A 13,387-nucleotide genomic window follows, 5' to 3' on the forward strand; every position below is an offset into this window, starting at 1 on the left:
CTGTGCTCGGGTCAATCGATCATATTCGTCAACTTAAGGCAACTGCAAACAATTGCGTTGCGTTTTCCATGAGAAAACTTTTTCCACCGCGTACTAAAAGCTTTGACAACAAAATGCAACCTGCTCCATCGCTATAAAAAAGAAAAGCGGGGTTTGATTCAACACCCGCTTTCCCTGCTGCATTTAGCTGCAAAGCTTAATCCTCGCCGCGGCGCTTTTGTTTCAGGTTGCCTTCCTTTGTTTCTTTTTTGTTGTGCGTTACATCATCGCCTTTCGTGTCCTGCTCTTCGTTTTTGCGGCTGTCAAGGTCGTCCCGTGTTTCGGGCCGGGGCTTATGGCCAGCCATCTGTTTGTTTTGCATGTTATTGCCACTTCTTGATCCTTTCATGGTTAATGGTTTTACTGTTGCGGCCGAAAAACCATACCAAACAAAAATGGGGCGATGAAGTGGTGACCCCATCTAGCGTTCAAATCAAAAAGCGTTATTGCTTGGACTTTGCGGCAGGAGCGGGGCCCAGTGTGTATTTGGCCGGTATCTGTGGATGGCCGGAGGTCCATTTCCGCGACGGCACTAGCAGCACATCCGCTTTCGCGGCACGTTCAGCTGTTTTTGGGTCTTTGTTTACTTCTGTCATTTTATTGCGCAGCACTTTTTTAGTGGCACTCGAATCTTTTTGCGCCGTAGCGAAAAAACTGAAGCCGATCAGGGCCATTGAGAAAGTAAAAACTCGTTTCATGTTGCAGCTTTTTTATAAGATGCTTTTTCACAAGATCGGTTTACAGCCCTGTGCTTGGCTGTTCGTTAAAGCCGTGTAAAAAGACGATAAGGATAAGTCCTGATTTAGCGTAAAATCCACCTTTCAACTACTTTTTTCGCAACGCTTGTCCTTACCTTTGCGCCGTTATTTTGAGCCTTGCATTTCGTTAGTGTACTATTCTTTGCTGCATTCGCTGCTGTTGGTTAGTTCCCTTAACTGTTTTGCCGCGCCTCATTTCTAATTATTTTTTTCAAAACAGCATGAACATTTACGTTTCGAACCTGAGCTTCAATGTACAGGATGAAGACCTGAGAGAATTTTTCACCGAGTATGGTGAAGTATCTTCTGCCAAAGTGATTACCGACAAATTTACCAACAAAAGCCGTGGTTTTGGCTTTGTGGAAATGCCCGATGATGCGGCTGCACAGCAAGCCATCAACGAGCTGGACCAGGCTACTGTAGAGGGCCGCACCATTCGTGTAATGGAAGCAAAACCCAAAGAAGACCGTCCGGCGAAGCCACGCAGCAACAATTTTTCGCGCAACAATAGCGGTGGCGGATTTGGCAGCCGTTATTAATCATATTGCTTTTAAAGCGATTGGCCCCGGATTTTCCCGGGGCTTTTTTATGCCTTCTTGTGCCGGTGCGGCAAGCAATATGCATGAATGCAGTAAATTAACGGACGATGAATTGGATTGACCTGCTCCTTTTATTCATACTGGTGGTGGCCATGTGGCAAGGCTGGCAAACGGGTTTTGTGGCTGGTGTGGCGCGGTTGCTGGTGTGGGCCGGCAGTCTTGGTGCCGCGTTTTTATTGTATCCGCCGGTCACAGGCTGGCTGGTAGCGGCCATGCCCGGAGTGGGCTCGTGGGGTCCGCTCATTTCTTTTCTCATTATTTTCTTTTTGTTCCGCATACTGTTAGATGCCGGCTTTCATTACCTCTTGGCCATGTTGCCCGATCATCGGCACCCGGTGAACCGGTACCTCGGCGTTTTTCCCGGGCTGGTGCAAGGCACCATTACTGCAATGTTGCTGGCGGCCATCTTATTGACTTTACCATTTGAAAATCCCCTGTCGGATAGCGCCCGCAACAGCCGTATGGCGCAGAATGCAGGTAAACTCGTTGCCCGCACCGGCGACTTGTTGGAGCCGCTTATCCCGGCTGGAACTACGGGTTTGTCTAGGAAAGTGGGCACTGGCGACAGCAAAGATGTTATCAAGCTGCCTTACACAATCACGAATGTGGACGAACGCCCGGACCTGGAAGCGAAAATGCTGGAACTGGTGAATGCCGAACGTACTGCGCTTGGCTTGCAACCGCTCAAAGCCGACCCGGAAATAGCCGTGGTCGCCCGGGCGCATAGCCGCGATATGTTTGCCCGAGGCTATTTTGCCCATATTAATCCCGATGGAAAAAACCCGTTCGACCGGATCAAGGCTGGCAAAGTTCGGTTTCTTACGGCCGGCGAGAACCTGGCACTTGGGCGTAGCCTGAAACAATGCCACGAAGGGCTGATGCAGTCGCCGGGACACCGGGCCAATATACTCCGGCCCCAATTTGGCAGGGTAGGCATCGGCATACTGGACGGCGGCATTTATGGGCTGATGATTACCCAAAATTTCCGCAATTAGTTCTGGCTACTGGTCCGGCCACTGGTAATAAGCTTTAATTCTTGAGGTTACTTCGAAGTGGCCTGACCAGTAGCAGCGCCCCATTTTCACACAAAACAAAAATATTATGGCAATACTTGGTTACCAGGCATCACACGAACAATTTACACCTTCCGAGTTGTTGCGATGGGCACACGCGGCGGAGGGAGCAGGCTTTGCCGCGGTCAACTCTTCAGATCATTTTTACCCATGGAGTGAACGGCAGGGGCAAAGTGGGTTTTCGTTTGCCTGGCTGGGTGCGGCCATGCAGGCCACTACGGTGCCTTATGGCCTGGTGTGTACGCCGGGCTACCGGTATCACCCGGCTGTGGTAGCGCAAGCTATTGCCACGCTGTGCGAACTTTTTCCTGGCCGCTTCTGGATTTCGCTGGGCAGCGGCGAAGCGCTGAACGAGGCCATTACCGGTGAAAAATGGCCGATCAAAAGTGAACGCAACGAACGGCTGTTTGAATGTGCCTCCATCATCCGCCGGCTGCTGCACGGCGAAACGGTGACGCACCACGGGCGGGTAACCGTTGAAGAGGCCCGTTTGTACACACTGCCCAAGCAAATGCCCTTATTGATTGGTGCGGCTGTAACGGCCGAAACCGCCGGCTGGGTGGGCAGTTGGGCCGATGGTCTGATTACCGTGCACCGGCCCTATGATGAATTGAAGGAGGTAGTCGATGCATTTAAAAAAGGGGGCGGCGAGGGCAAACCGATGTATCTCAAATCGCAAATTTCTTATGCAGCAACACAGGAAGCGGCGTTGGCAGGAGCTTACGACCAGTGGCGCACCAATATCTTCCACGGCACCGTGCTGGGCGACCTGAGCAAGGTGGAACAATTTGATGCACTGGGCGAAATGGTGCAACCCGAAGAATTAAAAGATATGGTGCGGATTTCCTCGAGCATTAAGCAACATATTGAGTGGATCGAGCAAGACATCAGTCTTGGTTTTGAGCTAATTGTGCTGCACAATGTAAACCGCGAACAAGACCTGTTTATTAAAGACTTTGGCGAAATGGTGTTGCCACGTTTTCATAAAACCAAATAGAGTTGCGGAAAAAACTGATGCGTTTTTTCTGCAAAGGCGAAGATATAGAAGCAGCAGTTGAACCGTTGTTAAACCGAAAAGCTGAACGGTACGGTTTTTTGAATTTGATACCCTAAATATTGACCTTATGCATAGCTACCAGAATTTTTTATCCAACTCCGACCGGTACAACACCCGGGGCGCCGATGCTGAAACACTCCACTACCTGACAAGGAACCTACCTTTCCCAGTAGAAGATATTTTGCGGGCCGTGCAGGAAGTGGGCACCGATGCGGATGAAGTGGAGGAATACATAAGGGACCGTTACAACCGAACATAAACAGGAGAGCAGGGTAAACCTGCTCTTTTCATTTGATACGCAGTCGAAAATTTAAAAAGCACTGTGGGTAAATCTTTCATCATTCAGTTTATGTTGGTAAACGGATAGCCGGGTTATCAACCTCTCAGCAACAGTTTTCCACCGGTTTGGGATTGGCATATTATTCTTATAAAGTAAAACAACGGGTAAAGGGTCTTTTGTCGACGCAACATTTTTACCCTGCTCTTAATCACCTAAAACATTTTTACATGGAACCATCTTCTGCAAACGACCGTACTACCTACATGACCGATATGGAAAAGTGCATCAAGCGACTGGAATCGGAAGGATACACCGATCAATACCGCGTTGAAAATAATCGCATGGTATCGATGGAAAACAAAGGGAAAAAATACAAGCCCGACGAGGTGGTGGCGGTGAATTTTTTCCGGTTTGAAGGCCCGTCCAATCCCGACGATATGTCGATTTTATATGCTATTGAAACAACCGATGGCCGCAAGGGAACTTTGGTGGATGCATACGGCATCTACGCCGATGAAAAAACCGGTGAGTTTTTTCAAAGTGTTGAGATCCACAAAAAAGTAAATAAAGACACGCCTTCGTAAATCAGTCGTTTCAAAATAAAAATGCCCCTGACCAAATTTGATCAGGGGCATTTTTATTTTAAAGTGTTTGTATTTTTTACAAGCCCACTTTGAACGAAACAAATGCACCGAATTTCGGGTGTGCCGAAGTGTTCGATTCCCAAGGCGATAATTTCCAAACCAGGTCAAGGCGCAACACTTTTAAAATATTGTCCACGCCTGTGCCCACTTCCAGGTAAGTTTTCCCATCCAGCGAACGGAACGGGTGACCATTTACAAAGTTCAAATTTTTATTATCGGCGGAAAGTGAGCCCCACAGCGCTTTTGCGGTCCACAGTTGCCGCAGCTTTAGCTTGCGGGTAATGGGCAAAAAGCGGAACAGACCGTTGCCAATGTTGTGTTCGAAAAATACACCGGCATACCGGTCGTGGATGTATTCGTAGCGGTTAATGAGGTTAAACGCGTAGCGGTTGTAATAATAAATTTCATTGCCCGGCGCCACATCCAGCAACATGTAAGGCAGTGTGCCGTAGGTTTTGCCTGCAAAAACATTGTAATAAATATTACCCAGCGGCGCAATCTTGGCGTAATCCGAAACAGAGCCATACAGCTTACTGTAATCGTACCCGCTGCCATCCACACCCGAAATGCCGCGGGTAAAACGCATATCAACAATGGGGTATACTGAGCCCAGGCTGATGCGGTTAAAAGTGGACTCGAGGAATTTTTCAAGGTAGGCATAGCGCACCCTGAGGCCGGCTTCAAATGTGGCCAATTCTTTTCCATGACCGGTGCCGAGGTCGGCCTTCCCGGGCAGGTTCAGGAGCGGGTTGAAGTTGCGGTGTGCACCCGAAAAAGTTAGCGCCAAACCATTGCGCCAGCCGTGCATGTATTCGGCGCGGCGGTCTTCGATTTGGATAAACTTGATGGGCACACCCTGTTTGCGGATGGCGAGTGCAAAAATGTTATCCTGCGAAATATCGCCGTAATAGCTTTGGCCAAAATCAATGTCCGTGCGCCACGATAGGTACAGCTGGCGGCGCGGATCGCGGTTGATGAGGTAACGGCCATCCACCTGGAACTTAAACCGTTGGTCGGTGAAACCATAAGCCAGGTAGCCGTGGAAATAAAACTGTTTGCTGAAGGCCGTGTTGGTGCCAAGATCGAAACGGGTACGGTAGCCTTCCCACCTGTTGTAGCTTACCCAATTGTACCACGGCCCAATCTCGTAATTACCGATGTCTTTGTAGCCCACCGTCAGGAAATAAATCCAGTTGCGGTAGGTTTTGTACGAAGGCATATTCATCAGCGAATCGATCATGGTATAAATGCCCTGCTCGCTGCCCGTTAGTTGCTCGTGGCGGTTTTCCGTCCAAAACGAATCGGCCTGCTGGCTTGCCGAGTCGGGCACGATCACTTCTTCCAGAATCTTGTTTTTAGCCAATTCCCGCACCACCGTGCTGTCGTTTACCAGAACATTCCGGTAAGTGGTGGTTTTGCGGCCAATAAAAGAAAGATTGGATTTACCCAACGGCGACACATCAACCACGAACTTATCTTTTGCCAAAAACCAGGTGCTGTCGTTGATCAACTGGTACTCCTGGATCAGGTTGAGTTTGTTCAGGAAATTGATATTCGCATCACCCGAAAGCCGGAGGTTCATTTTCTGTATGGCAAAACTGGTGTCGTGCACCCAGCAGTCGCCCTCAAAGGTGTTTTCGCCTTTTCGTTTGGGTGTAAAATAAAAATGGATCAGCCGACGCCCCGCCACAAACTGCGTATCGGCAATTTTGTAGTTGTAGTATGCATCGCCGTTGTCCGAAATGGGGCTCACATACTGTTTGTCGAAGACGGGGATATAGTTGTTGTAAAAATTGACGATCTGGTCCATGCCGCCGAGCAGCTTGGTGATGCTTTCGTTTTTAAACCCAACCGTTTTTGTGGCTTTAAAAACCTCGCGGCGGCGGAGGGGCGTCTTACTGTAATAATAATCCGACACCGCTTCGGTCAAATACGCAGGCAAAAACGGCGCATCTTCAGTGGTGTCGATCTGGTTGAAAATAAACTGGAACTTGCGCAGCACACGGCTTTCGGACAGTTTTTCCTTACTTACATTTTTCAGATCCAGCTCCAGCTTGTTGTACAGTTCGTAGGAAAAATTGTCGAACCGGTAGCGGTCGTTTTTCTTTTTGTTGGCCACAATGCGGCGCCACATCCACAGGCCGCGGTTGCCTTTTGCTTTGACCACCACGCCGGTATTAAAGCGGCCTTCCTGCATGCTTACCTGCAGGCGCAATGTGTCGGAAAAGATGGTGTTGGGTTGTACAAAAAATTTATAGTCCTGAAATCCTACTGAAGTAATTTCCAGTGTATCGGTCGGCCAGGCCTCAAAAGCAAAACGGAAATAACCTGCCGAATCGGCCAATTTGCCAATGCCGGAACCCGCAAACCGCACCGAGGCAAACGGAATGGCCTCGCCGCTGTTGGCTTCGCGAATTTGACCGATCAGAATTTTGTTTTGCGCTGCAGATGAAAAGAAGGAAAAAGCGGAAAAAATGATTGCCAAAAACCTCAAAAAGTATCGCCAGTCTCGTTGCTTCATGTCGCCGCAAAGTTAATACGGTGGCTGCGAAAAGAAAAAGGGCGCATTTGCAAGCGGTTTATTTGGCGGAAGAGTGCGCAAGTAGCAAAGTGTAGGCGCCGGTTTCAATAAAGTATATGCGGAGCAATGAAAAAATTACCCGCCCGGTTGGCGGGTAATAATTCCTTTCAGGATCTTGTCCACCAGGCGGGTAGCCCAGTTAGCCGCGTTGCGGTAAATTTGCGGCATGAACGTGATGGTTACAAATACGAAGATGTTGAATAACAATACCAAAAGCACCAACACCTCGAATTTATCTTGAGCGGCAGCAATATTGTAAAACATAACTTTATAAATTATAATCCGCTTTATCTAAAGCACTATTTGTACCATTTTTTGATAAATAGCTGCTAAATATTGCAGAACTTGAAGTGTAAATCCCTGCTTTACAGCGTCATTACGGTGGGTTTTGAATCGTCCAGCTGTTTTGCACAACTTACGCACCATTTGAGCACTCGCATTCATGAGCGGTAGGATTACAACATATTCAAAAATTTTTGAGCGTTCTATGCTGGAAAAATCGGGCAAGTATTGTTTACCCCTTTACCGCCAACTGCCCGCCGCTGCTTATCTTTGCGCTTTCCATAAACAATAGGAATGACCGAAGAAAAAAGCCTCAATTTCATCGAAGAAATAATTGAAGCCGACCTGAAGAGCGGTAAATACAGTTCCATCGTTACCCGCTTTCCGCCCGAACCCAATGGTTACCTGCATATTGGCCACGCCACTTCCATTTGCCTCAACTTTGGCCTTACCCAAAAATTTGGCGGCTACACCAACCTGCGTTTCGACGATACCAACCCCGTTACTGAAGAAACGGAGTACGTGGAGAGCATTAAGGAAGACGTAAAATGGTTGGGTTTTGAGTGGAAAAATGAGCTATACGCCTCCGATTATTTTGAACAACTATACGGTTTTGCACTGAAGCTGATTGATAAGGGTCTGGCGTATGTAGACGACCTGACCTCGGAGGAAATTGCGGCACTCAAGGGCTCGCATACCGAGCCCGGCAAGGATAGCCCGTTCCGCAGCCGCAGCATAGACGAAAACCGCAGCTTGTTTGAGGCCATGCGTGCCGGCCAGTTTAAAGACGGCGAAAAAGTATTGCGGGCTAAAATTGACATGGCCCATCCCAATATGCTGATGCGCGACCCCATCATGTACCGCATCAAGCATGCGCACCACCACCGCACCGGCGACCAGTGGTGCATTTACCCGATGTACGATTTTGCCCACGGCCAAAGTGACTCCATTGAAGAGGTAACGCATTCTATTTGTACGCTGGAGTTTGTGCCCCACCGCGAACTATATGACTGGTTTATTGAAAAGTTAGAAATTTTCCCTTCGCACCAATACGAGTTTGCCCGCCGCAACCTTACTTATACGGTGATGAGCAAACGCAAACTGCTGCAACTGGTGGCCGAAAAACACGTGGATGGTTGGGACGATCCACGCATGCCGACGATTTCCGGGATGCGCCGCCGTGGGTACACGCCGGAGGCCTTCCGCGATTTTTGCGACCGCGTCGGCATCGCCAAACGTGAAAACCTGGTGGACGTCGGGCTGCTAGAGTTTTGTGTTCGCGAACACCTGAACAAAGTAGCGCTCCGCCGCATGGTAGTGTTTGACCCGCTGAAAGTGGTGATCACCAACTACGAGGAAAAGCTGGGCGAAGTGGAAATGTTAAAAGGGGAGGACAACCCCGAAGATCCGGAAAGCGCTGTTCGCGAAATTCCGTTTGGCCGCGAATTATTTATTGAGCGGGACGATTTTATGGAGCAACCTCCCAAGAAGTTTTTCCGTCTCTATCCTGGCGGTATGGTCCGGCTTAAATTTGCCTACATCATTCGCTGCGATGAAGTAGTGAAAGACGATGCAGGCAATATTACCGAACTGCAGTGCACGTACATCCCTGAAAGCAAAAGCGGCGAAGACACATCGGGCATCAATGTAAAAGGCACGCTGCACTGGGTTTCGGCGCACAACAACGTAACGGCTGAAGTGCGCTTGTACGACCGCCTGTTTAAAGTGGAAGATCCAAGCAGCGAAGAAGGCGATTTTAAAGACTATATCAATGCGGACTCGCTGCAAGTGGTGCAAACCGTTTTTGCCGAGCCGGCGCTGAAGACCGCCAAGATGGACGAACGATACCAGTTTTTACGCAAAGGATATTTCACCCTCGACACAAAAGATACTTACGGCCGCCTGGTTTTTAACCGCACTGTTACCCTTAAGGACAGTTGGAGTAAAGAACAGAAGAAGGCTTAGCCGTGGGGTTCACATGAGAAAAAAATAAAACGCCGCACTTGTTGCGGCGTTTTTTATAGAACTGGGATTCTTGAGATTGAAATGGATTTAGCTGGAAAGTGGATGGGTGATTTTAAAAAATGAAAAATTTCAGTGTTTGCATAACCGGTTTTCCATTTCCCCCATAAATCCCATCTAATCCAAAAAATCCTAGTTCGCAAATCCTAGTTCTCAATAATGTCCCCGAATCACCGGTTTGATCTCCGCATCATACAACTTTCTTAATTGCTCATGTACGCCGGGCTCGATGGGCGGAAAGTCGGAGGCGAGCATGTTGCTGTGCACCTGCTCGGGCTTCGAGGCGCCGGGAATGACGGTGGTTACCTGCGGGTGATCGAGAATCCAGCGAATGGCCCAGGATGCGGTGCGGTCGTCGGGCAGCATGCCGGCAATTTTTTGCGCCTGTTGCACGCCCTGCTCAAATGGCACCCCTGAAAAAGTTTCACCTGCATTGAACGCGGCGCCGTCCGCATTAAAGTGGCGGTGATCGTTGGCGGCAAATTGGGTGTTGGCGGTAAATTTCCCCGACAACAGCCCGCTGGCCAGCGGCACCCGCACAATCAGCGCAACGCCTTTTGCGGCAGCCTGCTCAAAGATTTCTTCAGCTACGTGCTGGCGAAACAGGTTGAAAATAATCTGCAGCGAAGCCAGCCCTTCCTGCTCCATGCAAATGAGTGCTTCTTCCGAAGTTTCCACGCTGGCGCCCCAATACTTGATCAAGCCTTCCGATTGCAGCTGGCGCAGGTGATCGAACACCTTTCCCGACCGCATTTCATCGGTAGGGATACAATGCAGTTGCTCCAAAAATAATTGCGGCAATTGCAGGTGCTCCAGCGAATCGGTTACAGCGCGGCGCATGCCCTCCAGCGAAAAATTTTGCGGCCAGCCATTACCGGCGTCGCCGCGGCGGCCCAGTTTGCTGGCAACAAACAATTGCTCCTGCCGGGTTTTTAAAAAACGGCCGATCACTTTTTCGCTGATGCCCATGCCGTACACATCGGCTGTATCTATAAAATTGCCGCCAAGCTTCACAAAAGTGTTGAGAATGGCAAAGGCAGTTTCATCTGATACATTGCCCCAGTCGGAACTGCCCAGCTGCCAGGTGCCGAGGCCTACCTCTGATATATTATTGCCCTGAAACGAACGGTAACGCATGTGTTGAAATTTAGTTTGCAAGATAGGAGACAGGCCTATGAAAACTGCGCCCGCAAAATAGAGCAGGGCACTTAAGCGCGACAGATTTTACTGGCATAAAATTTTAATATCACCTACTACAAAACCTCAATTATGAATAAAAAGACTTTTGCAGCCGCCCTGATTGCAGGAACCACGTTTTTGTGGGCCTGTGGCAACAACGATAAGAAAGAGGGCGATAACATCACGACTGGCGAAACAACGATGTCCGATACGTCATCCGCCGCTACAGCGATGAGTGCCGCCGATCAGGATTTTGCTATGACGGCTGCCAGCAGCGACATGCTTGAGATTCAATCATCAAATATGGCCATGCAAAATGCATCCAGTGAACGGGTAAAGTCGTTTGCTACCACGCTTATCCGCGACCATGGCGCAACATCCGACCAATTGAAATCAATTGTGATGGGTAAAAACGTGACCCTTCCGGCCGACCTGATGCCCAAACATAAAACCATGCTCGATGGCCTGCAAGGCAAAAAAGGCAAAGATTTCGACAAGGCTTATATGGACCTTCAAGTGAACAACCACCAGGAAGCTGTGAACCTGTTTCAAAACGCCTCTACCGGTTTGACCAACGCTGACCTGAAAGGTTTTGCAACGCAACACCTGCCGCACCTGCGCATGCACCTGGATTCTGCCCAGGCAATCAACGGTGGTCTTAAATAATCAAATAGAAGCACTAAAAACTAAACGCCTGCATCTGCAGGCGTTTAGTTTTTAGTGAAATAGCCGTCGGTAAAATCATTTCAATTGTAATAAAGCTTTCAAATTTTTCAGTACAACCTTTGATATGTTTTTCTGTTTTTAATTGCGGTTATGCATACTGTTGTGTTGTCCATGTCGATGTTTTCTAAAGTATTTTCCTAGTGCGATCAATAATTATTCGTTAAGATATATGGATGTGCCTTATTGAAAAACAAGCACAGCCAACAGGAAACAGCGTGAATAGGGCTTCCATGTTAAAAACCTTTCAATGCTTCGGGTGTTTGATTAGATAGATTGTTTAATTTTGCGGCGAACCCCGATCTTTTAACCGGCAATCTCTGCTGTACAAAAATGAAAAGCATATACAAAAAACTTTTCCTGCTGGCACCACTGGTGCTCTTGCTGTTTGTACAGGCCTCTGCCGGTGTTGCTAAAAGCAAAAAAGCATCATCTAAAGCCCGTTTGTTTGCGCCTATTGAGCGGGTTCATTTCCCTAAAGCTATTGGTCCCCATTCGCTTATCGAAGAGCTGGAAGAACACGAAGTAAAGTGGGTGCACGCCACATTTGAGCGGAAAAAGAAATCCCGTTTTGTGGTGCGCAATGCCTGCGCCAGCCAGTATTTGCGCAAAGGCCTGAGCCGGGGCTTCACCCTCAACAACCACGAGTCGGCAACCGACCCCGACCACGAACCAGCGCCAGATGAGATCTGGCACGCAAAGCCGCGTTATTACGTCTTTCTCTTCAGGCTTTGCCCGTTTTAATGTCTTGATTTCTCCCCCTTTATTTCCGGCACTGCACCGGTAGCATTCATTGCATTTGTGCTTGCACGTTATGCCGCAAATGGAGCTAGTCCATTGGCATCTACATGCATTGTACTAAATAAAATGCGCGGCTCGCAGCAGTGCACATGCTGATGGCCTGCAGGCACTTGTATGCCCAGGTTCGCTTATTTCCCTTGTTGAACAATCAAATGAAATCATGAAGTCGAATAATATATTTTTAGCCGTCGCTGCCATAGGTTTGTTAGGTGCTGCTTCCTGTTCGGTAAACAGCCAGACCGACCAAACCGCCGAATTGCCCCGCCTGCCCGTAACGGAGATTGTAGTAAAAGACACCCTGCTGCACCAAGAGTACGTGGCAGAAATCCAGGCACAAAAGAATGTAGAGATCCGCAACCGCATAACCGGTTTTCTGGATAAAATTCTGGTAGACGAAGGCCAGTATGTAAAAGCGGGCCAAACGCTTTTTGTGCTCAACAGCACCGAATACCGCACAGCAGTAACCCGGGCACAGGCCAGCCTGAGCAATGCTTTGGCAGAAGCAAAGACCGCGGAAGTAGAGCTGGAGCGGGTAAAGATTTTGGTTGATAAAAAAGTGGTAACGCCTTCTGACCTAGACCTGGCAAAAGCCAAACTGGCCGCGCAGCAGGCAAAAATTGCGGAAGCCCGCTCGGTGCTTTCCGATGCGCAAAACCGCTTGTCGTACACTGCGGTGCGGGCACCGTTCAGCGGCATCATCAACCGCATTCCCTTAAAAACCGGCAGCCTGCTTGAAGAAGGTTCGCTGCTCACGACGGTTTCCGATATCAATTCTGTTTATACTTATTTCCATATTTCCGAGGACGAGTACCTAAATTATCTGCAGGCAAAAGAAGCCAACAAAAGCCACAGCAACACCGTGGAGCTGACGCTTGCCAATGGCAAAACCTATCCACACGATGGCGAAATTGAAACCATTGCTTCCGAGTTTGACGGCAGCACCGGGTCGATTGCATTCCGCGCCAAATTTCCTAACCCGCAGAACCTGCTGAAGCACGGCGCTACAGGCAAAATAGCATTGGAAACTGCTGTTGAAGGTGCACTGATGCTGCCGCAAAAAGCCGTGTTTGAAATCCAGGACAAAAACTACGTGTACGTGGTGGACAAGCAGAACAAGGTGAAGATGAAAAGCTTCACGCCTAAAACGCGTCTATCGCATTACTACATCGTGCAGTCTGGTTTGCAGCCCGGCGAACGCATTGTGTACGAAGGTGTGCAAAGCCTCCGCGATGGCATGGAGATCATTCCGCAGCCCGTGGCACAGGATAAAATTGCACAGGCGTTCTAAGAGTTTTGAACCACTAAGGTACAAAGGCAAAAAGTGGCACAAAGAAATGCTGCAACTGTCT

The 13,387-nt window shown here is 48.9% G+C and carries 14 protein-coding genes; 9 read left to right on the forward strand and 5 right to left on the reverse strand.

The genetic code is table 11. From position 1 onward, the window contains the following. Positions 1-196: 196 nt before the first annotated feature. Together EPD17_RS11375 and EPD17_RS11380 are read right to left on the reverse strand one after the other, a co-directional pair. Positions 197-388, reverse strand: coding sequence for a hypothetical protein (locus tag EPD17_RS11375; protein ID WP_114234194.1), 192 nt, complete (start codon positions 386-388; stop codon positions 197-199). A 94-nt stretch (positions 389-482) separates the two neighbouring features. Continuing rightward, positions 483-737 carry a hypothetical protein gene (locus EPD17_RS11380; RefSeq protein WP_132054312.1) on the reverse strand — a complete coding sequence of 85 codons (255 nt, stop codon included), beginning with the start codon at positions 735-737 and terminating at the stop codon, positions 483-485. Between the two features lie 281 nt (positions 738-1,018). Between EPD17_RS11380 and EPD17_RS11385 the strand changes: the two genes are divergently transcribed. The 5 genes from EPD17_RS11385 to EPD17_RS11405 all read left to right on the forward strand — a co-directional run bounded on the left by EPD17_RS11385 (position 1,019) and on the right by EPD17_RS11405 (position 4,390). After that, the gene (locus tag EPD17_RS11385) at positions 1,019-1,336 is read left to right on the forward strand and encodes an RNA recognition motif domain-containing protein (protein ID WP_132054314.1); all 318 of its coding nucleotides are present in this window, start codon (positions 1,019-1,021) and stop codon (positions 1,334-1,336) included. A 107-nt stretch (positions 1,337-1,443) separates the two neighbouring features. Further along, positions 1,444-2,391 carry a CvpA family protein gene (locus tag EPD17_RS11390; protein ID WP_132054316.1) on the forward strand — a complete coding sequence of 316 codons (948 nt, stop codon included), beginning with the start codon at positions 1,444-1,446 and terminating at the stop codon, positions 2,389-2,391. Positions 2,392-2,497: 106 nt separating this feature from the next. Continuing rightward, positions 2,498-3,466 (forward strand): TIGR03885 family FMN-dependent LLM class oxidoreductase, encoded by a 969-nt coding sequence (locus EPD17_RS11395; RefSeq protein ID WP_132054318.1) that lies wholly within the window; start codon positions 2,498-2,500, stop codon positions 3,464-3,466. A 127-nt stretch (positions 3,467-3,593) separates the two neighbouring features. Further along, positions 3,594-3,785: a DUF3606 domain-containing protein gene (locus tag EPD17_RS11400; protein WP_114234189.1), complete on the forward strand. Its 192-nt coding sequence runs from the start codon at positions 3,594-3,596 to the stop codon at positions 3,783-3,785. A 248-nt stretch (positions 3,786-4,033) separates the two neighbouring features. Then, positions 4,034-4,390 carry a hypothetical protein gene (locus EPD17_RS11405; protein WP_204743140.1) on the forward strand — a complete coding sequence of 119 codons (357 nt, stop codon included), beginning with the start codon at positions 4,034-4,036 and terminating at the stop codon, positions 4,388-4,390. A 76-nt stretch (positions 4,391-4,466) separates the two neighbouring features. Here the strand turns inward: EPD17_RS11405 and EPD17_RS11410 are convergent, their stop codons facing one another. After that, the gene (locus tag EPD17_RS11410) at positions 4,467-6,971 is read right to left on the reverse strand and encodes a DUF5686 family protein (protein WP_132054320.1); all 2,505 of its coding nucleotides are present in this window, start codon (positions 6,969-6,971) and stop codon (positions 4,467-4,469) included. A 135-nt stretch (positions 6,972-7,106) separates the two neighbouring features. Beyond that, positions 7,107-7,295 (reverse strand): hypothetical protein, encoded by a 189-nt coding sequence (locus tag EPD17_RS11415; RefSeq protein WP_132054322.1) that lies wholly within the window; start codon positions 7,293-7,295, stop codon positions 7,107-7,109. 312 nt (positions 7,296-7,607) lie between these two features. Here EPD17_RS11415 and EPD17_RS11420 point away from each other — a divergent pair, with 312 nt between their 5' ends. After that, positions 7,608-9,278 carry a glutamine--tRNA ligase/YqeY domain fusion protein gene (locus EPD17_RS11420; protein WP_132054324.1) on the forward strand — a complete coding sequence of 557 codons (1,671 nt, stop codon included), beginning with the start codon at positions 7,608-7,610 and terminating at the stop codon, positions 9,276-9,278. A gap of 210 nt (positions 9,279-9,488) precedes the next feature. Here EPD17_RS11420 and EPD17_RS11425 read toward each other — a convergent pair whose 3' ends face one another. Beyond that, the gene (locus EPD17_RS11425) at positions 9,489-10,472 is read right to left on the reverse strand and encodes an aldo/keto reductase (RefSeq protein ID WP_132054326.1); all 984 of its coding nucleotides are present in this window, start codon (positions 10,470-10,472) and stop codon (positions 9,489-9,491) included. 132 nt (positions 10,473-10,604) lie between these two features. Here EPD17_RS11425 and EPD17_RS11430 point away from each other — a divergent pair, with 132 nt between their 5' ends. From EPD17_RS11430 to EPD17_RS11440, 3 genes are all read left to right on the forward strand, one after another. Next, entirely contained in the window at positions 10,605-11,180 is a 576-nt protein-coding gene (locus EPD17_RS11430; RefSeq protein WP_132054329.1) for a DUF4142 domain-containing protein, read from the forward strand. A 390-nt stretch (positions 11,181-11,570) separates the two neighbouring features. Then, entirely contained in the window at positions 11,571-11,981 is a 411-nt protein-coding gene (locus EPD17_RS11435) for a hypothetical protein (RefSeq protein ID WP_114234183.1), read from the forward strand. Positions 11,982-12,198: 217 nt separating this feature from the next. Next, the gene (locus tag EPD17_RS11440; protein WP_114234443.1) at positions 12,199-13,326 is read left to right on the forward strand and encodes an efflux RND transporter periplasmic adaptor subunit; all 1,128 of its coding nucleotides are present in this window, start codon (positions 12,199-12,201) and stop codon (positions 13,324-13,326) included. The last annotated feature ends 61 nt before the right edge of the window (positions 13,327-13,387 follow it).

Source organism: Pseudocnuella soli (genome assembly GCF_004347775.1).
In the GTDB taxonomy this organism is placed as follows: domain Bacteria; phylum Bacteroidota; class Bacteroidia; order Chitinophagales; family Chitinophagaceae; genus Flavisolibacter; species Flavisolibacter aquaticus.

Coding starts and splice junctions, on each gene's coding strand:
- EPD17_RS11375 (WP_114234194.1), bottom strand. CDS start 388: ATGAAAGGATCAAGAAGTGGCAATAACATGCAAAACAAACAGATGGCT.
- EPD17_RS11380 (WP_132054312.1), bottom strand. CDS start 737: ATGAAACGAGTTTTTACTTTCTCAATGGCCCTGATCGGCTTCAGTTTT.
- EPD17_RS11385 (WP_132054314.1), top strand. CDS start 1,019: ATGAACATTTACGTTTCGAACCTGAGCTTCAATGTACAGGATGAAGAC.
- EPD17_RS11390 (WP_132054316.1), top strand. CDS start 1,444: ATGAATTGGATTGACCTGCTCCTTTTATTCATACTGGTGGTGGCCATG.
- EPD17_RS11395 (WP_132054318.1), top strand. CDS start 2,498: ATGGCAATACTTGGTTACCAGGCATCACACGAACAATTTACACCTTCC.
- EPD17_RS11400 (WP_114234189.1), top strand. CDS start 3,594: ATGCATAGCTACCAGAATTTTTTATCCAACTCCGACCGGTACAACACC.
- EPD17_RS11405 (WP_204743140.1), top strand. CDS start 4,034: ATGGAACCATCTTCTGCAAACGACCGTACTACCTACATGACCGATATG.
- EPD17_RS11410 (WP_132054320.1), bottom strand. CDS start 6,971: ATGAAGCAACGAGACTGGCGATACTTTTTGAGGTTTTTGGCAATCATT.
- EPD17_RS11415 (WP_132054322.1), bottom strand. CDS start 7,295: ATGTTTTACAATATTGCTGCCGCTCAAGATAAATTCGAGGTGTTGGTG.
- EPD17_RS11420 (WP_132054324.1), top strand. CDS start 7,608: ATGACCGAAGAAAAAAGCCTCAATTTCATCGAAGAAATAATTGAAGCC.
- EPD17_RS11425 (WP_132054326.1), bottom strand. CDS start 10,472: ATGCGTTACCGTTCGTTTCAGGGCAATAATATATCAGAGGTAGGCCTC.
- EPD17_RS11430 (WP_132054329.1), top strand. CDS start 10,605: ATGAATAAAAAGACTTTTGCAGCCGCCCTGATTGCAGGAACCACGTTT.
- EPD17_RS11435 (WP_114234183.1), top strand. CDS start 11,571: ATGAAAAGCATATACAAAAAACTTTTCCTGCTGGCACCACTGGTGCTC.
- EPD17_RS11440 (WP_114234443.1), top strand. CDS start 12,199: ATGAAGTCGAATAATATATTTTTAGCCGTCGCTGCCATAGGTTTGTTA.